Origin of the sequence: Massilia aurea (assembly GCF_040790145.1) — a bacterium.
Classification (GTDB): domain Bacteria; phylum Pseudomonadota; class Gammaproteobacteria; order Burkholderiales; family Burkholderiaceae_D; genus Telluria; species Telluria aurea_C.
Window position 1 is genome coordinate 22,191 of sequence record NZ_JBFMMP010000006.1, and the last position, 18,464, is coordinate 40,654.

The 18,464-nt window shown below is 63.7% G+C and carries 15 protein-coding genes; 9 read left to right on the plus strand and 6 right to left on the minus strand.

Features of this window, described 5'->3' with window-relative positions; genetic code table 11:
- Window positions 1-123 precede the first annotated feature (123 nt).
- Window positions 124-1,902 carry a glycoside hydrolase family 16 protein gene (locus AB2N08_RS10975; RefSeq protein WP_367610683.1) on the plus strand — a complete coding sequence of 593 codons (1,779 nt, stop codon included), beginning with the start codon at window positions 124-126 and terminating at the stop codon, window positions 1,900-1,902.
- Between the two features lie 44 nt (window positions 1,903-1,946).
- Here the strand turns inward: AB2N08_RS10975 and AB2N08_RS10980 are convergent, their stop codons facing one another.
- Entirely contained in the window at window positions 1,947-4,337 is a 2,391-nt protein-coding gene (locus tag AB2N08_RS10980) for a GH36-type glycosyl hydrolase domain-containing protein (protein WP_367610684.1), read from the minus strand.
- 5 nt (window positions 4,338-4,342) lie between these two features.
- Window positions 4,343-5,719, minus strand: a complete 1,377-nt coding sequence (locus tag AB2N08_RS10985; RefSeq protein ID WP_367610685.1) for an MFS transporter — start codon at window positions 5,717-5,719, stop codon at window positions 4,343-4,345.
- 251 nt (window positions 5,720-5,970) lie between these two features.
- Here AB2N08_RS10985 and AB2N08_RS10990 point away from each other — a divergent pair, with 251 nt between their 5' ends.
- On the plus strand, window positions 5,971-6,753 hold the full coding sequence (locus tag AB2N08_RS10990) for a DUF6624 domain-containing protein (RefSeq protein ID WP_367610686.1): 783 nt from the start codon (window positions 5,971-5,973) through the stop codon (window positions 6,751-6,753).
- Window positions 6,753-7,391: an outer membrane beta-barrel protein gene (locus AB2N08_RS10995; RefSeq protein WP_367610687.1), complete on the plus strand. Its 639-nt coding sequence runs from the start codon at window positions 6,753-6,755 to the stop codon at window positions 7,389-7,391. The genes AB2N08_RS10990 and AB2N08_RS10995 overlap by 1 nt, the downstream gene beginning before the upstream one ends.
- 5 nt (window positions 7,392-7,396) lie before the next feature.
- Here the strand turns inward: AB2N08_RS10995 and AB2N08_RS11000 are convergent, their stop codons facing one another.
- Both AB2N08_RS11000 and AB2N08_RS11005 read right to left on the minus strand, forming a co-directional pair.
- Window positions 7,397-8,689, minus strand: a complete 1,293-nt coding sequence (locus AB2N08_RS11000; RefSeq protein WP_367610688.1) for an MFS transporter — start codon at window positions 8,687-8,689, stop codon at window positions 7,397-7,399.
- A 407-nt stretch (window positions 8,690-9,096) separates the two neighbouring features.
- Window positions 9,097-10,857 carry a methyl-accepting chemotaxis protein gene (locus AB2N08_RS11005; RefSeq protein ID WP_367610689.1) on the minus strand — a complete coding sequence of 587 codons (1,761 nt, stop codon included), beginning with the start codon at window positions 10,855-10,857 and terminating at the stop codon, window positions 9,097-9,099.
- A 296-nt stretch (window positions 10,858-11,153) separates the two neighbouring features.
- Between AB2N08_RS11005 and AB2N08_RS11010 the strand changes: the two genes are divergently transcribed.
- The 5 genes from AB2N08_RS11010 to AB2N08_RS11030 all read left to right on the plus strand — a co-directional run bounded on the left by AB2N08_RS11010 (window position 11,154) and on the right by AB2N08_RS11030 (window position 15,817).
- On the plus strand, window positions 11,154-12,851 hold the full coding sequence (locus AB2N08_RS11010; RefSeq protein WP_367610690.1) for a CTP synthase: 1,698 nt from the start codon (window positions 11,154-11,156) through the stop codon (window positions 12,849-12,851).
- The gene (kdsA, locus tag AB2N08_RS11015; protein WP_367610691.1) at window positions 12,848-13,702 is read left to right on the plus strand and encodes a 3-deoxy-8-phosphooctulonate synthase; all 855 of its coding nucleotides are present in this window, start codon (window positions 12,848-12,850) and stop codon (window positions 13,700-13,702) included. The genes AB2N08_RS11010 and kdsA overlap by 4 nt, the downstream gene beginning before the upstream one ends.
- Before the next feature lie 96 nt (window positions 13,703-13,798).
- Window positions 13,799-15,085 carry a phosphopyruvate hydratase gene (gene eno / locus AB2N08_RS11020; protein ID WP_367610692.1) on the plus strand — a complete coding sequence of 429 codons (1,287 nt, stop codon included), beginning with the start codon at window positions 13,799-13,801 and terminating at the stop codon, window positions 15,083-15,085.
- A gap of 73 nt (window positions 15,086-15,158) precedes the next feature.
- Complete coding sequence (gene ftsB / locus AB2N08_RS11025; RefSeq protein WP_367610693.1) at window positions 15,159-15,527, plus strand: cell division protein FtsB; 369 nt, start codon at window positions 15,159-15,161, stop codon at window positions 15,525-15,527.
- Window positions 15,528-15,541: 14 nt separating this feature from the next.
- Entirely contained in the window at window positions 15,542-15,817 is a 276-nt protein-coding gene (locus tag AB2N08_RS11030) for a hypothetical protein (protein ID WP_367610694.1), read from the plus strand.
- Window positions 15,818-15,943: 126 nt separating this feature from the next.
- On the opposite strand, the gene AB2N08_RS11035 is transcribed toward AB2N08_RS11030, so the two are convergent.
- Complete coding sequence (locus tag AB2N08_RS11035; protein ID WP_367610695.1) at window positions 15,944-16,459, minus strand: Dps family protein; 516 nt, start codon at window positions 16,457-16,459, stop codon at window positions 15,944-15,946.
- Window positions 16,460-16,661: 202 nt separating this feature from the next.
- On the opposite strand from AB2N08_RS11035, the gene AB2N08_RS11040 reads away from it, so the two are divergent.
- Entirely contained in the window at window positions 16,662-17,441 is a 780-nt protein-coding gene (locus AB2N08_RS11040; protein WP_367610696.1) for a hypothetical protein, read from the plus strand.
- A gap of 42 nt (window positions 17,442-17,483) precedes the next feature.
- Here AB2N08_RS11040 and hslO read toward each other — a convergent pair whose 3' ends face one another.
- Window positions 17,484-18,464: an Hsp33 family molecular chaperone HslO gene (hslO, locus tag AB2N08_RS11045; protein WP_367610697.1), complete on the minus strand. Its 981-nt coding sequence runs from the start codon at window positions 18,462-18,464 to the stop codon at window positions 17,484-17,486.

Sequence of the window (18,464 nt, forward strand, 5' to 3'; positions counted from 1 at the left end):
TGGAAAGGTTTCCAACTACGTTTTTCGCATCAAATTCATTCGAGACCGGCGCACAGCCGGCGGGGCGTGGCACGGCCAGCCGGCACGGCCACATTTTCTTGTTGTGAGAAAAGAGGAGTCAATGTGAGTCACCTACATCAGCAATATCGCTCGAAATGGAAGCCTTTCCAGATGCTCGTCGCCGGCCTCGCGCTGGCTTGCGGTGCGCAGGCCACGGCCAGCGTCACCAATCCCGTCATCGGCCAGTTGCTGTGGTCCGAGGAATTCAATGGCAGCAGCGTCAATACCGGGGTCTGGAACCTGCAGGACGGTAACGGCTGCCAGATCGGCCTGTGCGGGTATGGCAATGCCGAGCTGCAGACCTACAGCCCGAACAACGCCAGCATCGCCAACGTGCCGTTCGAATCGGGCACGCGCGCGCTGGCGATCCAGGCGCGCAGCCAGACCGTGGGCAGCAATGCATTCACGTCGGCGCGGCTCGACACCCGCAACAAGGTGCAGGTGCAGTACGGGATGATCGAGGTGCGCATGGCCACGCCGAACCTGGGCACCGGCTTGTGGCCGGCGGCCTGGCTGTTGGGCGTCAGTCCGCAGGCGTGGCCGCGCAACGGCGAGATCGACATGATGGAGATGGGGCACAAGGCGGCGATCCGGGCCGAGGGCGGGGCGCCGTCGTCGAACCACTTCGTCGGCGCCAACGTGATCACCTGGCAGCAGGCCGCCTGCGTGCCGGGCAACGAGAGCTGCGCCGCCTCCACCGCGTGGCTGACCGATAACTGGCACGTGCCGGCCACCTCGCTGGCGAATCGCTTCGTGACCTACCGCTTCTACTGGACCGAGAGCGAGATGCGCTTCTCGGTCGTCGACAACGGTGTCGAGCACAATCTGTACAACGCGCCGCTGCCGGTCAATTCGAGCGCGCTGCAGGCGCCGTTCTACCTGCTGCTGAACATGGCCGTGGGCGGCAACTTCACCGATGCCGCCAACCCGGGCCAGGTCACGGCGCCGCTGCCGGGCACGATGTACGTCGACTACGTGCGTGTGTACCAGCTCGATGGCAAAGGCCAGGTCAAGCTGGGCAACCAGAGCGTGCCCGAGGTAGCCGGCAAGTTCGGCATCTTCACCGACAACACGGCCGTCAACGCCAAGCTGGTGGCGGGCACCAGCTCCGACATCTTCTTGTGGAATGCCGCGTCGACCGGCGCCGGCAACACGGCGCCATACGAGGGCAGCAACGTCATCGCGTGGAACTACACGACGCCCGGCCAGTGGTTCGGCGGCGGCATCCAGGCGCGCCAGGTGCGCGACCTGTCCAACTACCGCACCAACGGCACGGTCAAGTTCCGCATCAGGATTCCGGCCAACGTGGGTTTTAGGATCGGCGTGGGCGATACCTACACCAATCAGAACTGGGTGAACTTCCCGGCCAACACCACGGCCTATGGCCTCGTGCGCAACGGCGGGTGGGCGCAAGCCTCGATTCCCGTCTCGACCCTGCTCGGGCCATCGGTGGCGGCGCAGTCGCTGCACGATATCTTCATGATCTCGAGTATCGACGGCAGCCTGCCAGCGTCGAGCTTCCAGTTCGCCATCGACGATATCGTGTGGGAGTCGGGCGGCGGCGGCACGACGCCGCCACCGCAGACCGGGCCGACGTCGGTGACCCAGACCTCGTCGACGATGCTGCAGTTCCGCACCACGACCGGCGGCTGGGCCGACGTGCACTACACCGTCAACAACGGGCCGCAGCAGAACGTACGCATGCAGCTGGCCAATGGCGTGAACACGTTCACGGCCGGTGGCCTGGCGATCGGCAACGTGGTGCGCTACAGCTTTACGTACTGGAATGCGGCGCAGAATTTTGCGGTCGATACGGCGCAGCAGACCTACACGATGCAGTAGGGCTGGCAGCTTTGCTGCCGACGCGGTGATGGTTGGCGGCGATATTATGCGGCGCTTGAACGCGTCGGCGGCGTAGCCGCCAACCCTACCCGCACATGGTAAGTGCGGCCCGCCTCGATATTGTCGATGCGGGCCGCTGCCAGTTCGACGCCATCGCACGTGACCGTCACCCGATCACCCGTCCCGCGCGTGATGTCCACCTCGAACGTCGCGCCGCGGAAGCGCCGCATGACCGTCATGCCAGGCCAATTCGACGGCAATTGCGGGGCAATCGTCAAGCCGTTCGCGTCACCCTTCAAGCCGCACAGGCCTTCGATCAGGCAGCGATATACCCAGGCCACCGTGCCCGTGTTGAACAACTGGCTCGAGCGTCCGGCCGTGCGCGGATATTCCTTGAAGGCGCCGCGATAGTAGTTGGGGATGAACACCGGCAGCTGGCCGCGCTGCAGGTAGTCCGCCAGGTCCGGGCCGGGAATCATCTTGCGCAGCGCGTCGAACGCGCGGTCCGCTTCGCCGATCGTGTACAGGCTGAAAATGTAGAACACGGCCGCGTGGTTGTAGACCGCGCCGTTCTCGGCCGAGCCGGGATGCTTTTGCGTGACGCGCCCGATATCCTCGCGCATGGCGCTGTAGGGCGGGGCGAACATCTGCACACCGTAGGGCGTTTTGAGTTGCGCATCGATTTCAGGCAGCATCCGCGCGCGTTGCGCATCGTCGGCAGCGCCCGAGAGGAACGACCAGCTTTGCGGGTTGAGATAGATGCGCCCTTCGGTGTCGGCGGCCACGCCGAACTTGACGTCGTCGTCGGTGATGCCGCGCGCGAACCAGTCGCCATCCCACAGGTGCGTGTTGGCGGCGGCGTTCATGGCCGCTGCGCCGTCCTGGTAGCGCGCCTGCATCGCCACGTCGCCGCGCGCCGCGCAGACGTCGGTCCACAGCTTGAGCGCATAGGCCGCAGCCACCGTCAGCCAGCCGGAGACGCCGCGCCCCTTGTAGCCGACCATATTCATCGGGTCGCACCAGTCGCCCTGTTCGATGTAACTCAGGCCCCGCGCGTCGCGCCGCTGCAACAGCCAGTCCATCGCCAGGCAGATGCGCTCGAACGCGGATTTGACGGCGCCGTCGTGCGTGGTCACCGGTACGTCGAGGATGGCGGCGTCGCCCGTTTCGTCGAGGTAGGCTTGCAGGCACACGGGCAGCCAGACGCAGTGGTCGGTGTGCGGGATCTGGTTGATGTATTTGAGTTCGGCGCCTTCGAACAGCAGGATCCCGTCGGGCATGGCGCCATTGGCTTCCTGCTGGCTGAGCGCATGTAAAAAAGCCGCGCGTGCCACTGCCGGCTTGACGAACACCATGCCCATATTGTCTTGCAGGTAGTTGCGGGTCTGCGGGTCGGTGCTCAGGCGATTGACGTCGCCGTGGTAGTAGACCTGGCGCGCCAGCCAGGTGTTGACGAAGTTGTCGAGTTCGCGGTCGGGCGTGGCGATCTGCAGCACGCCATCGCCCTCGGCGATATAGGCCGCGTAGTCGCGCGCGGCGGCGGCAAAGCTTTCTTCGCTCAGGTAGCGCTGGCGCAGCGATGCAATCTCGGCATCGTCGAACGCGGGCCCGAACAGGAAGCGGCGCGTGATAGCGTCTCCCGGCGCGAGTGCCAGGCGATACTGCACGACGGCGGCCGGCGTCTCGTAGCGCGCGTCGCCACAGGCCAGACGCTCTGGCGTCAGCGCCGACGGCGCATGCAGGCCGCCTTCACCTTCGAACGCGCCCTGCGCGGCTTCCCAGGCGTCGGGGGCGTGCTCGCACAGCAGCACGGTGCGGTCTTTCAGCAGGCGGTTCTTGAAGAAGTCGTCCAGCTTCTGGTAGGGCGTGATGCCGAAAGCGACGATGGCGCCCAGATCGTGCCGGTATTCGGCCGACTGGTTCATCCACGACATGTAGCCGACCGTGAAGTACGGGTAGATGCTGATGCGGCGCGGGCGGTCCGACAGATTCGTGACGTTCACCGTCCACAGTTCGGCCACGTCGTCCACCGGCAGCGCGAGCGTGAGGTCGATGCGGATCCCGAGTTTTTCGATCGTCCAGTGCAGGTCGACGCGTCCGACCGAGAATTCGAAGCGATCGAGGCCACCGCGCACCGGTTCGTACGGCGCCGAGAAAATCTCGCCGGTGTCTTCGTCTTTCACGTACACGAAGCGGCCCGGGTGGTGGGCATAGTAATTCTGTTCCGGCTGCATGAAGGACTTCGCCTCCAGGTTCGGCGCGTGCGAATACTTGCCGGGTTCCGGCTGCATGAACTGCGCGGTGGCGTAGCCGCGGCAGGTGGTCTGGATCATCATCCTGCGGTTCCACAGGAAGCCGCCGGCCTGCGGCATCGCGGTCGGGCTGGTGAGCACATAGCGTTGGTCTTGCGGATACAGCATCGAAGGGATCTCCATTGGAATCATGGCGCGGCCTTGCGCGCGGCCAGTTCGGCGCCCATGCGCGCCAATGCCCTGGCGTCGAGGTTATACAAGCACATCACCAGCACGGCCACCAGCGCAAAGGCGGCCGGCACGAACGACATCAGCCAGACGATGCCGGCCTGCGAGCCGACCGTCTGGGCCGCGTTGGGCACGTAGCCAAGCCAGGTGAAGACGGCGCCGATGACGCTCACGGCCACCGCGGTGCCGAGCTTTTGCGAGAAGGTGGCGGCGGCGAAGGTCATCGCGGTGGCGCGCCGGCCGGTGCGCCATTCGTTGTAGTCGGCGGTGTCGGCGTACATCGAGAACGCCAGCGGCGATTTGGGCCCCAGCACCAGGCCCAGGCCGGCCTGCAGCACGAACATCAGGTCGATGCGGTCGGCCGGGATCAGGAAGAACAGCGACGACAGCACGGCGGTGCAGCTCATCAAGCCGATCATCAGGCGCTTCTTGTCGACGAAGCGCGTGAGCAGCGGCGTGCAGGCCGCGCCGATGGCGGCAAACACCATATAGGTCGGCACGAAGGTGGCCATCAGCTCGGGACGCCCGACGACGTACTTGAAGTAGTAGGCCGAGGTGGTGGTGCGCAGCGTGATGGTCACCATGATCACCAGGGCCAGCACGAACAGCACGACCCAGGGCCGGTTGGCGGCCAGGTCGCGGATGTCGCGCCAGACATCGTTCTTCTGCCCGGGCGGGGGCAGCACGCGTTCGCGCGTGTTGATGAAGGTGATGAGGAACATGACGGACGCGGCCACGCTCCAGGCGAGCATGGTCAGTTGCCAGCCGCGTACATCGTCGCCGGCGCCGAGCCACGCCACCATGGCCGGCGTGGCGGCGGTGACCAGCGTGCTGCCGGCGAAGGCGAAGATGAAGCGCAGGCCGTTGATCGTCGAGCGCTCTTGCGGGTCGTTCGAGATCACGCCCGACAGCGCGTTGTAGGGGATATTCACGCAGGTATAGCAGACCATCATCGCGAGGTAGCTGCCGTAGGCCCACAGCAGCTTGCCGTCGGCGTCGAGGTCGGGCGTGGTGTAGGTAAGCACCGCCGCGGCGCCGAGCGGGATCGACATCCAGATCAGGTAGGGACGGAACTTGCCGAAGCGGGTGTTCGTGCGGTCGGCGAAGGCGCCGATCACCGGGTCGGTGAAGGCATTGACCAGCTTGATGGAAGCAAGCAGGGTGGCCGCTTGCGCGGCCGAGATGCCGAAGGTGTCGGTGTAGAAGATCAGCAGGAACGTCGCGATATTGGCCCAATAGAAATTGAAGCCCATGTCGGCCACGCCATAGCTGATCTTTTCGCGCCAGCGCAGGGCTGCGCCGCTCGCCACAGGTGTCTCGGGCCCGCGCTTGAACATTACTTGTCTCCGGATATTTTTATCGTGATGCGCGCATTGAGTGATAACGCTAACATCGGCCAAGTATGGCGCTGACCTGATGGCCTGTCAAACACTATGAGCTTGCGCGATCGATGTACCGGCGTGACATTGCGTGACTATGTGTTTGCGGTATTTCTGTATTCTGGGCGTTTTCGACTTGGGGACGGCCGGGCATGAGGAACCTGTGGCGGCATCGGGCTGTTACATCAGGGATGGCAGGGGTGCTGGCAATGCTCGCGTTCCCGGCCGGGCTGCGCGCGGCTGAAACGACCGATCCGATCGTGTTCGTCGGCCAGCTCCATAGCTCAGCTGCCACATTCCCCGACAAACTTGCGGTGTTTGCCGATTGCGTCGATCGCCCGCGCCTGTTTGGCAAGGTCGAGCACCAGCGCTATCGCATCGCGCTGCCGACCGGCACGCGCTGCACGGTATTCGTCGGCGAGCGTGATTGGGAGGCGCTTCCGCTCGTCGTCGAAGATGTCGCAACGAGCGTCGCGCTGGCGCTGCTGGTGTATCCGAGGCAGGTGCCGGCGCCGGTGCTTGCGCGCGAACTTCTCGAACTGGGCAGGGCGGATCAGGCATTGCGGGGCGAGCATGCGCGCCCGAACGAACCGGCTGCCCTCGAGCGCTTGCGCATTGGCGACGAGGCGCGTCAACAGCGCCTGGCAGCGATCGTCGCCGCCCATGGCTGGCCAACGTTGTCGATGGTCGGATGGGAAGCGGCCAATGCAGCCTGGCTCATCGCGCAGCACGCACCGCTGGCACGCTTGAAGCCGTGGCTCGGGCTGATGCAGGACGCCGCCACCAGGCACGAGATCGCGCCGTATAACCTGGCGACATCGATCGACCGGGTACTGGTGTACGAGGGCAGGAAGCAGGTGTACGGAACCCAGCATCGCCCGAGCGAAGAAGGCCTGGGCGAGCCTTACCCGAGCGAAGACATGGATCGACTCGGACAACGTCGCGTGCGTGCGGGATTGCCCCGCACGCAGCCTCACTGGAAAGGACTCTGATGAAAATTCGAATCATTGCGCTGGCCGTTGGCGTGCTCGCCGTGTGTGCTGGGCAGGCACAGGCACAGGAACTGTTGCCAATCCAGACGCCGGCCGGACCGGCGGTAATCAAGCCCGATCAGCTGCATGAACCGGACCCGTTTGCCGAGGCGCGCCCGGCGGGTTCGCGCCTGTATGGCGCGAACGTTGCCGCACAACCCAACGACCATGTGTTCAAGGGCTTCCGGCGCGATCCGCGCCTGATTGTCGGGGTCAAGGTCGCACCGAATGTCGCGCTCGAGGCCGGTTACGTCAATCTGCCGGACCGCGGCCTGTACCGGGAAGAGCAGGGCAGGGCCGAGGATGCATCGCAGGGGCTCGGCGAGAAAGGGGCGAGCAACCACCTGGCCGTCAAGGTAACGACGCCCGAAGATGCGCGCCTGTCGGCCTATGCCAAGGCAGGCATCGCCTACAGCGAGGTCAAGCGCAGCATCAATGCCGCGTCCGATACGGGGCTTTACACGGGCGCTGGAGCAAAACTCAAGCTCGACAAATCGACGTCGGTCAATGCCGAATTCTCGCGTCATGGCAACGCGGCCAACAAGCTTGGCCGCGTCATTCAGGACGGCATCAAGGGCAATATGCAGATGGGATTCTGATCCCGTCAGTGCGCGGCGGCGGGGGTAGCCGCGACCGGCGCCGAAGCACGCTTTGCCACCTTCTCGTCACGCAATTCTTCCGGATCGCGCAGCGGAATCATCAGGAACGCGCTGAGCGCATACAGGCCGGCAAAGATCCAGATAATCCCCACCACGCCCAGCGACGCGCTGAAGATCGCCACGATCGCCGGACCAACCCAGGTCGATGCACCGGCGCCCAGGCTCAGCACCGACAGCGCGGCGGCGCGGTTCTTCGGCACCAGCAGTGGCATCAGCGCCGACAGTGGCACGAAACCGCCCAGCGTCATGCCGTACATCGCGCCGAACAGTGCCGCGATGTAGAAATTGCCGATGAACAGCTGCGGCATGTAGAAGAACAGCGGCGTCGTGATGGCGCTGCCGACGGCGCCCATCCAGATCACGGTATTGCGCAGGCCAAATCGCGTCGCCAGGCGGCTCGAGATGATGTTGCCGGCGATATTGGCGACGAAGATGACCGTCACCAGGCGCAGCCATTGTTCGAGCGTGAAGCCGATCACGTCCATGAAGAAGCCCGGCAGCACGATGAAGAAGCCGAACATCGAGGCCGTGTTGATCGTGCGTACCACGCCACTGAGCGAGGTCTTCGGTTCTTCCCACATGATCGAGACGCTGCCCATCAGCGACTTCAGCGGCTTTTCACCGACCGGCGCGAGACGCCTGGTGCCGGCGGCATCCTTGACGCACACCAGGGCCAGCGCGGCGCCTGCGATGACCAGGATCAGCGACAGCCAGAACGTGGCGAGGGCGCCGATCAGCGGTACGGAGAAACTTGCCACCAGCGCGCCGAGGGTCGGCAGGCCGGCCGCGTAGGCCACCCAGAACCAGCCCATCGCCAGGCCCAGCTTCTTGGCGGGCGTGGCGGCCACGATCCAGACCAGGAAGCCGTAGGCGAACAGCGGGTAGCCGAAGCCGCGCAGGGCGTAGCCGGCCAGCATCATCGGGTAACTCATCTGCCCGACGCCGAACGTCAGGAACAAGACCTGAAACACGACCCAGATGGCGGCGCCAATCAGCATGACCTTCTTCGGGCCCCAGATATTCGACAGCGCACCGGCGCACCAGGAGCCGATCGCCACGGTCACGCCATACACGGTAAACAGGACCGCGATATCGGCCTCGAGCATGTTCTTCTGGGCCAGATAGGGCGCCAGGTAACCGAGTTCGACGCCATCGCCGATCATGAACACCAGCAGGCCCATGAAGCCCCAGAACAGGGGGCGCGGGATGCCGAGTCTTTCGCAGAGCTTGTCGAGCATGCTCGAGTTGGGAGAGGAAGGATGTGGCGATGCCGTTGGCATACTCGTTGTTTTTAGAGACAAATTATCACCTGCAAATATCGTGGCGTCCGTAGAACGCGGTGAGCGACCCGAAAGGGGGCGAATTGAGCGCGCAGTGGTCGCGCAATGGGGCAGTTCCGGGGGAGGAACCTACGGGCAAGGATGCCTGTGACATGCCGTGGGAACGGCAAGCAATGACGCGTGACCGCGCCGTTGCGTATGACCGGAGTTGATCTTTCTAAATGGTATCACATTTGTACAAATGTGTTAACTTGTTAGTGAATTTGATGGTGATATGCGACGTTGTTGAAAGATGTGACCAAGAAGTAAAAAACCGCCGTGCCCAATGATGGGGACGGCGGTTTTCAGTGAGGCGGCTCAGCAGGTCAGAACTCTTCCCACTCCGCTTCGTTTACCTTGGTCGCGGCGACCGGCTTGCTGGCTGGCTTGCTCACCGGCTTGCTCACTTGCTTGCTCACTGGCTTGCTTACCGGCGCGGTCGCAGGCTTGGCAGCGGCACGCGGCGCCGGCTTGCTCAGCGCCGGCCGCGCAGGCGGCCGCTTCACCGGCGCGCTTGGCGCCACGGGCGTTGTGTGCTGCGCATCGAGCTTGAACACGTCGACCACCTGCGCCAGGCGCTTGGCCTGGTCTTGCAGCGAAGCGGTGGCGGCGGTAGCTTCTTCCACCAGCGCGGCGTTCTGCTGGGTGGCGTTGTCCATCTGGCCCATGGCCTGGTTGACCTGGTCGATCCCCGTGATCTGCTCCTGGCTGGCCGACGAGATCTCGCCCATGATGTCAGTCACGCGGCGGATCGAGTCGACCACTTCGCGCATTGTCGCGCCGGTCTGGTCCACCAGCTTGGTGCCGGTATCGACCTTGTCGACCGAGTCGCTGATGAGGGCCTTGATTTCCTTGGCGGCCGCTGCCGAGCGCTGTGCCAGCGTGCGCACTTCGGACGCCACGACCGCGAAGCCACGACCCTGCTCGCCGGCGCGCGCCGCTTCCACGGCCGCGTTCAGGGCCAGGATATTGGTCTGGAACGCGATGCCATCGATGACGCTGATGATGTCGACGATCTTGCGCGACGAGTCGTTGATCGAGCCCATCGTTGCCACGACCTGGTCGACCGATTCGCCGGCGTGGGTCGCGACGCTCGAGGCGGCGATCGCCAGCTGGTTGGCCTGGCGTGCATTGTCGGCGTTCTGGCGCACGGTGCCGGTGAGTTCTTCCATCGAGGCGGCGGTTTCTTCCAGCGCGGCCGCCTGCTGTTCGGTGCGGCTCGACAGGTCGAAACTGCCGGCGGCGATCTCGCCCGAGGCGCCGCTGATGGTCTGGGTGCCGGTGCGCACTTCGTCGACGATTTTCGCCAGGCTGTCCGTCATATTGCCCAGCGCGCGCAGCAGGGCGCCGGTTTCGTCCGTGGCAGTGCTGTCGGTGCGCACGGTCAGATCGCCGGCGGCGACCTGTTCGGCGGCGTGCACGGCCTGGCGCAGTGGCCGGGTGATCGAACGGGTCAGCAGCCAGGCGAATACGCCGCCCAGCAGCAGGGCGCCTGCGGCCAGCGAACCGATGACGAGATTGCCACGCGCGGCGGCGCTGGCGATGGTGGCAGCGCTGGCGCTGATGCGCTGTTGCTGCAGGTCGACCAGTTCGTGCACGCGCTCTTCGTACGCCTTGGCGGCCGGGGTGAATTGCTGGTTCAGGATCTGTTCGGCCAGTTCGGCATTGCCGTCGGCCTTGGCCTTGACGGCGCCATCGCGCGCCTTGCTATAGGCCGTGCGGTGTTCCATCACCGATTTGAACAGGGCAGTTTCATCGTCGCCGCTGATGAGCGGTTCGATCTTCTTGACCAGGTCGGCAGACAGCTTGCCGGTGGCGGCCGCGTCTTCCTTGAAGTAGGCGGTCAGCGAAGGGTCGCTGCTCTTGACGATCGCGGCGGTGCGGCGCACGGCGGCGAAAATCTGCGTGTACCATTCGGCGATCATGCGTTCTTTCGCCAGCGGCTCGGCCAGGATGACCTGCGTTTCTTGCGCGACCTGGTTCAGACGCCAGACGCCGACGGTAGCGATGATGACCGTCATCAGGAGGGTCAGTGCGAACCCTGCGGCCAATCGCGTGCCGATATTGAGTTTGATGAAGTTGCCCATGTTTGATCTGTTGGAGTAGGGTGAATGCTGCAGATAAGCGGCCTGTCCGGCAGCATGAAGGCGCGATCCGGACAGTGTCTCGGCCGATGTTGTTAAACGCTTAAAGTCTAAAGTTACCAGTGGTAATTATTGCCCAATCGAAACCAAATTGCACCCAGAAAGCGTGAAGATTCGCGCTTTTGTGTTCGCCTGACGACAACTTGGTTCAAGACATTGCCGCCTTGATATGAGGCAGTATTTGCCGCTTTAAGGTATAATTTCTATTTCCCGCGTGTGCCGTTCGGCACCATCAGCAAATGACCAAATTCGTATTCGTCACTGGCGGCGTCGTCTCTTCCCTGGGCAAGGGGATTGCGGCCGCCTCCCTCGCCGCGATCCTCGAGAGCCGCGGCCTCAAAGTCACCATGCTCAAGCTCGATCCGTACATCAACGTCGATCCGGGCACCATGAGTCCAACCCAGCACGGCGAAGTGTTCGTCACCGACGACGGCGCCGAGACCGACCTGGATCTGGGCCACTACGAGCGCTTCATCAGCACCCGCATGAAGAAGGTGAACAACTTCACCACGGGTCAGATCTATGAATCGGTGATCCGCAAGGAGCGCCGTGGCGAATACCTTGGCAAGACCGTGCAGGTGATCCCGCACATCACCAACGAGATCCAGGATTACATCCGCCGCGGCGCCGAAGGCGTCGACGTGGCGTTGGTCGAAATCGGCGGCACCGTGGGCGACATCGAGTCGCTGCCGTTCCTCGAAGCGGCGCGCCAGCTGTCGCTGCGTTCGGGCCGCAAGGGCGCCGCGTTCGTGCACCTGACGCTGGTGCCGTTCATCGCGTCGGCCGGCGAGCTCAAGACCAAGCCGACCCAGCACAGCGTGCAGAAGCTGCGTGAAATCGGCATCTCGCCGAACGCCTTGCTGTGCCGCGCCGACCGCCCGATCCCCGACGACGAACGCGCCAAGATTTCGCTGTTCGCCAACGTCGAAGAGCAGGCCGTCATTTCGGTGTGGGACGTCGACACCATCTACAAGGTCCCGCAAGTCTTGTGCGACCAGGGCCTGGACGACATCATCCTCGAAGCGCTGGGTCTTGAAGCGCCAAAAGCCGACCTGTCGATGTGGACCAAGCTGATCCACACCCTCGAGAATCCAAAGCACGAAGTCACGATCGGCATGGTTGGCAAGTACGTCGACCTGATCGAGTCGTACAAGTCGCTGACCGAAGCGCTGCGCCACGCCGGCATCCACACCGAAAGCCGCGTCAATATCGAATATCTCGATTCGGAAGAAATCGAAACCCGTGGCTGCGAGCACCTGGCCAAGTACGACGCCATCCTGGTGCCGGGCGGCTTCGGCAAGCGCGGCGTGGAAGGCAAGATTGCCGCCGCCCGCTACGCCCGCGAAAACAAGATCCCGTACCTGGGCATCTGCCTGGGCATGCAGGTCGCGCTGATCGAATACGCGCGCAATATGGCGGGCTTGGCCAACGCCAATTCGACCGAGTTCGATCCCGAAACCGACCAGCCGGTCGTCGCCCTGATCACCGAATGGCAAAACCACGACGGCAAGGTCGAAAAGCGCGACACCAACTCGAACCTGGGCGGCACCATGCGCCTGGGCGCGCAGACCTGCGCCGTCAACCCGGGCACGCTGGCCGCTGAAATCTACGGCAACGTCGTGACCGAGCGTCACCGCCACCGCTACGAAGGCAACAACCACTACCTGCCAAAGGTCGAGGCTGCCGGCCTGACCGTGTCGGCGCGTACGCCGAACGAAGACCTGTGCGAAATCATGGAGCTGCCACGCACCGGCGCGAACGCACACCCCTGGTATATGGGCGTGCAGTTCCACCCCGAGTTCAAGTCGACGCCGCGCAACGGCCATCCGCTGTTCACGTCGTTCATCAAGGCCGCCCTGGCGCACCAGGCATCGAACACCAATACCGCAGCCAGCGTTGAACAGGCTGCACCAGCACTCCAAGGAGACGCAGCATGAAACTCGCCGGATTCGACGTCGGCCTCGAGCACCCGATCTTCCTGATTGCAGGCACCTGCGTGATCGAATCGCGCCAGATGGCGATGGACACCGCCGGCACGCTGAAAGAAATCACCGCGGCGCTGGGCATCCCGTTCATCTATAAATCGTCGTTCGACAAGGCCAACCGCTCGTCGGGCACATCGTTCCGCGGTCCTGGCATCGACAAGGGCCTCGAGATCCTGGCCGACGTGCGCCGCGAAATCGGCGTGCCGGTGCTGACCGACGTGCATGACGCCGAGATGATCCCGCATGTCGCGAGCATCGTCGACGTGCTGCAGACGCCGGCCTTCCTGTGCCGCCAGACCGATTTCATCAACGCCTGCGCGCGTTCGGGCAAACCGGTCAACATCAAGAAGGGCCAGTTCCTGGCCCCGGGCGACATGAAGAACGTGATCGACAAGGCACGCGCCGCTGCGCGCGAGGCCGGCCTCGAAGAAGACAACTTCATGGCGTGCGAGCGCGGCGCCTCGTTCGGCTACAACAACCTGGTGTCGGACATGCGTGGCCTGGCCATCATGCGCGAATCGAACTGCCCGGTGGTGTTCGATGCGACCCACTCGGTGCAGCTGCCGGGCGGGCAGGGCACGTCGTCGGGCGGCCAGCGCGAGCACATCCCGGTGCTGTCGCGCGCCGCCGTGGCGTCGGGCATCGCCGGCCTGTTCATGGAAACGCACCCTGATCCGGCCAATGCAATGTCGGACGGCCCGAATGCGGTGCCGCTGGCGCGCATGAAAGAGCTCTTGACCACGCTCGTCGAGATCGACCGTGTCGTCAAGAAGTCGCCGTTCCTGGAGTTCGACTTCAAGTAAAGTTTCAGTGTGGGCGCGTCGGTTCGGGTGTCCCTGGTGGCTGCCCTGGAGCCGGGCGCCCCATCAAGATTACCTACCTTCTGGAGACTGAGAAACATGAGTGCTATCGTTGATATCATCGGCCGCGAAATCCTGGATTCGCGCGGTAATCCAACCGTCGAATGCGACGTGCTGCTCGAGTCGGGCGTGATGGGCCGCGCGGCGGTGCCGTCGGGCGCGTCGACCGGTTCGCGCGAAGCGATCGAACTGCGTGATGGCGATCCGAAGCGTTACTTCGGCAAGGGCGTGCTGCAAGCCTGCGAGAATATCAACACCGAGATCTCCGAAGCGATCATGGGCCTGGACGCGAACGAACAAGCGTTCCTCGACCGCACCCTGATCGATCTCGATGGCACCGAAAACAAGAGCCGCCTGGGCGCCAACGCCATGCTGGCCGTGTCGATGGCTGTGGCCAAGGCCGCCGCCGAAGAAGCGGGCCTGCCGCTGTACCGCTACTTCGGCGGTTCGGGCGCGATGCAGATGCCGGTGCCGATGATGAACGTCATCAACGGTGGCGCGCACGCCGACAACAACCTGGACATCCAGGAATTCATGATCATCCCGGTGGGCGCCCCGTCGTTCAAGGAAGCCATCCGCTACGGCGCCGAGGTGTTCCACACCCTGAAGAAAATCCTGCACGCGCGCGGCCTGAACACGGCGGTCGGCGATGAAGGCGGTTTCGCGCCATCGGTGGCCAACCACGAAGAAGCCATCAAGCTGATCATGGAAGCGATCGAGCAGGCCGGCTACGTCGCCGGCCAGGACATCGCGCTGGGCCTCGATTGCGCCGCCAGCGAATTCTACAAGGATGGCCGCTACGTGCTCGAAGGCGAAGGCGGCCTGTCGCTGTCGGCTGCCGACTTCACCAATATGCTTGCGACCTGGTGCGACAAATACCCGATCATCTCGATCGAGGACGCGATGCACGAAGGCGACTGGGAAGGCTGGGCCACCCTGACGGCGGCACTGGGCAAGAAGGTGCAACTGGTGGGCGACGACCTGTTCGTCACCAACACCAAGATCCTGAAAGAGGGCATCCAGAAGGGCATCGCCAACTCGATCCTCATCAAGATCAACCAGATCGGCACCCTGACCGAGACCTTCGCCGCCATCGAGATGGCCAAGCGCGCCGGTTACACCGCCGTGATCTCGCACCGTTCGGGCGAAACCGAAGACTCGACCATCGCCGACATCGCCGTGGGCCTGAACGCGCTGCAGATCAAGACCGGTTCGCTGTCGCGTTCGGACCGTATGGCCAAGTACAACCAGTTGCTGCGCATCGAGGAAGACCTGGGCGACATCGCCAGCTACCCTGGCCGTGACGCGTTCTACAACCTGAAGTAATTCTGTTGGCCGGCGCGCGGGATGGGGCGAACCCACCCGCGCGCCGGCTTTTTCACTTTCCCGGTTTCTCTCCATGCGCCTGATCACGATTGCCCTGGCCGTTCTGCTGGTGCTGATCCAGTATCCACTCTGGCTCGGCAAAGGCGGCTGGCTGTCTGTCGCGGACATGCAGAACCAGGTCGAAACCACGCGCATCAAGACCGAGCAGCTCACGGCGCGCAACAGCAAGCTCGATTCGGAAGTCGATGACCTCACCGAAGGCACGGGCGCGGTCGAAGAGCGTGCGCGCTACGACATGGGCATGATCAAGCAGAACGAGATCTTCGTGCAGGTGCTGCGCAAGAATGAAATGCCGGTCGAATCGATGACCGTGCCGCCACCTCCGCCGCCGCCGAAACCAGGCGCGAAAGCGGCTGCCATGCCGCCTGCGGCCATGCACTGACAACCTGGAGCCTCATGACCCAAGAACATACCCCGATCGACCCCGCCAGCCTGGACTCGCTCGATGCGATCGCAGACTGCCTGGCCGAAGCATTCGAAGATGGCGATGGCGCCGTCATTGCCGCCGCCCTGCAGGCAGTGGCGCAAGCGCCTGGCCTGGGCGCGCTGGCGGCGAGCGTGGGCATGCCGCGCGAACAATTGCAGGCGGCGATGACGGCGGGGGAGTTCGATATGGATCTCACGCTCGAGATCATGAAGGTGGTGGACTTGCATATGGGTGGCGGGAAGTAAGCTGCTGACGCCTCGCCCGGCGTCCTGTCGCCACCTACGTAAAAACGTCGTTCCCGCGGAGGCGGGAACGACGTTTCAAGGCTAACTGATCCAGCCATGCAGCGGCCCCAAAGGCCGCATCAGGTCTTAATCGCTCGACTTCGACGACGCGTCGCCCTGCTCATGGCCGGCGCCCTGTTCCAGGAACGCGCGCAGCATCCACGCATTTTTCTCGTGCACTTCCATGCGGGTCGACAGCATGTCGGCGGTCGGGAAATCGTCGATTTCGTCAGCGATGCGCACGGCGGCGCGCGCGGTGCGGATCACGGCTTCCTGGCCTTCGACCAGTTGACGGATCATCTCTTTCGCCGACGGCACGTCGGTTTCTTCGGTGATCGTCGACAGTTCGACATAACGCTTGTAGGTGCCCGGTGCGAAGTGGCCCAGTGCGCGGATGCGCTCGGCGATATCGTCCAGCGCCGTCCACAGTTCGGTGTACTGCTCCTGGAACATCACGTGCAGGGTCTGGAACATCGGCCCCGTCACGTTCCAGTGGAAGTTGTGGGTCTTCAGGTACAGCATGTAGCTGTCGGCCAGGACGGTCGAGAGCGATTCGACGATTTTTGCGCGGTCTTCGGTGTTGATGCCAATATCGATATTCATGGGTGTTTCTCCATTAGTCAGTGAATTCCAGATGGTGCCACTGTCTGAAAATACAACAGTATCAAACAAACATCAGCTTACCATCTCGCCCGAAACGCCGCAGGACGATAGGGCGGGCATGGTTGCCGGCGTGACGATGTGTGAGGATTGACGTCGTACCGGTCCTGTAGACTGGTTCGATTCCGATCACGAAGGGATTCGCATGACGCTGCAGCGCGCAACACTGGTCCTGGTCCTGGCGTGTGCCAGCCCCTCTTGGGCACAAGAGGCAACGCCGGCCGTCGTTCACGAGACCAAGGTCGAAGTCAGCGGCGTGAAGGATCCAGCGCTGCGCCCCTACCGCATCATGTCGCGCGGTCTCGATGCTTTCGAAAAACACCATGCGCTCGCGCCAGGCGCCAGTTTGCGTTTCGAGCTCAAGAACAAAGACGGCACGCAGCTGCCGGCGGCTGGTGTGAGCCTGCGCCTGTCAGGGGATAAGGTCGACCTCGCATTGCCAGTGGATGGCAATGCCACGTTCGTGCTGCCACGCAGCCAGGAGGCGTTCGACGACAATGCTGACCTGGTTGTGAACCGTAAAAATGATGTAATTCGCTGGCGCCCGTATGTCCGCAGTCCAGGCGTACCGGAGAGCACTCGCCGGCTGGGCGACTTGCGGCTCGAATGCGAAGTGGCCTGGGCCGTGATGCGGGACGAGATCGGGTTCGTGATGCGTACTGCCATGGCGGCAGTGGGCGGCATGTGCCATGCGCCGATGAGTGCGCTGTATTATCGCGCACCAGGGCAGCTTGCCGCAGTGCGGCTGACATCTGGTGAGCGCAGCAGATTCCTGACCCTGAGCGCAGATCGCCACAGTTATATCGTACCGGTGCGCGCCAAGGAGTGGGATAACGAGAGCCTGATCGTCTACGAATTCGCACCTGAACCAGACGCCGCGCCAACAGAGACGCCGCAAACGACACAGGGCGCCGCAGCGCCCTGATCCGGTCAAGCGGCACGGGCACAGGCCCGGCGCATGCTTGTCTTAATGCGTGCTGCCGCTCGGCGGGATCAGCGCTTCGGCAGCGGTGTCGACGGCGAACAGCTGCGCGCAATCGACCTTGTCGAACGAGTAGTGCTTGCCGCAGAAATCGCAGTTGATACCCAACTCACCGAGCTCGGCCAGCGCAGTTTCGACTTCCGGCTGGCCCAGCATCTTGAGCATATTGCCGACTTTTTCGCGGTTGCAGCTGCAGTGGAACTGCGGGTGCAGCGGGTCGAACACGCGGATGGTCTCTTCCCAGAACAGGCGGTGCAGCAGCGTCGAAATGTCGGTCGAGAGCAGCTCTTCGTGCTTCAGGGTGCCGCCCAGCGCCGCAGCGCGGTTCCAGGTTTCCAGGTCTTCCGCTTCGGATGCCTGCTTGGTCTGATCTTCGCCGCCGCTGTGACGCGGCAGTTTTTGCAGCAGCAGGCCGCGTGCGACCTTGTCGTCGGCCGCGACCCACAGGCGCGTGTCGAGCTGCTCCGAGCGCAGCATGTAGTTTTCGATGACGGTGGCCACGTCGTCGCCATCGAGCGGCACGATACCCTGGTAGGGTTGCTGGCCCGGCATCTTCTCGAGCGGGTCGAGCGTGATCACGAAGCGGCCCGTGCCCTGCACATTGACCAGTTCACGCAGCGTCGCTTCGTCGGCGACCTCGACGTCCGGTGCCAGCTTGGCCGTCGCGCGCATGCGCAGGTCGGCGTCGCATTCCACGACCAGCAGGCGCACCGGCCCGTCGCCGTGGATCTGCATCACGATCGAACCGTTGAACTTGAGGTTGGCCGAGAGCAGGGCGCAGGCCGCGACCATCTCGCCCAGCACCGAGCGCACCGCTTTCGGGTAGCCGTGGCGCGCCTGGATCTCGCGCCAGGTGTCGGAAATCTCGACCAGCTCGCCGCGCACGGCGGCGTTGTCGAAGATGAACTTTTGCAGCGTGTCCTGCGTCGTAAGCGAGGTATTGCGTGTGATGTCTGGCGTCGTCAT

Coding starts and splice junctions, on each gene's coding strand:
- ftsB (WP_367610693.1), top strand. CDS start 15,159: ATGCGCCTGATCACGATTGCCCTGGCCGTTCTGCTGGTGCTGATCCAG.
- kdsA (WP_367610691.1), top strand. CDS start 12,848: ATGAAACTCGCCGGATTCGACGTCGGCCTCGAGCACCCGATCTTCCTG.
- AB2N08_RS11005 (WP_367610689.1), bottom strand. CDS start 10,857: ATGGGCAACTTCATCAAACTCAATATCGGCACGCGATTGGCCGCAGGG.
- AB2N08_RS10985 (WP_367610685.1), bottom strand. CDS start 5,719: ATGTTCAAGCGCGGGCCCGAGACACCTGTGGCGAGCGGCGCAGCCCTG.
- eno (WP_367610692.1), top strand. CDS start 13,799: ATGAGTGCTATCGTTGATATCATCGGCCGCGAAATCCTGGATTCGCGC.
- AB2N08_RS10995 (WP_367610687.1), top strand. CDS start 6,753: ATGAAAATTCGAATCATTGCGCTGGCCGTTGGCGTGCTCGCCGTGTGT.
- AB2N08_RS11035 (WP_367610695.1), bottom strand. CDS start 16,459: ATGAATATCGATATTGGCATCAACACCGAAGACCGCGCAAAAATCGTC.
- AB2N08_RS11010 (WP_367610690.1), top strand. CDS start 11,154: ATGACCAAATTCGTATTCGTCACTGGCGGCGTCGTCTCTTCCCTGGGC.
- AB2N08_RS10990 (WP_367610686.1), top strand. CDS start 5,971: ATGCTCGCGTTCCCGGCCGGGCTGCGCGCGGCTGAAACGACCGATCCG.
- AB2N08_RS11000 (WP_367610688.1), bottom strand. CDS start 8,689: ATGCTCGACAAGCTCTGCGAAAGACTCGGCATCCCGCGCCCCCTGTTC.
- AB2N08_RS11030 (WP_367610694.1), top strand. CDS start 15,542: ATGACCCAAGAACATACCCCGATCGACCCCGCCAGCCTGGACTCGCTC.
- hslO (WP_367610697.1), bottom strand. CDS start 18,464: ATGACGACGCCAGACATCACACGCAATACCTCGCTTACGACGCAGGAC.
- AB2N08_RS11040 (WP_367610696.1), top strand. CDS start 16,662: ATGACGCTGCAGCGCGCAACACTGGTCCTGGTCCTGGCGTGTGCCAGC.
- AB2N08_RS10980 (WP_367610684.1), bottom strand. CDS start 4,337: ATGGAGATCCCTTCGATGCTGTATCCGCAAGACCAACGCTATGTGCTC.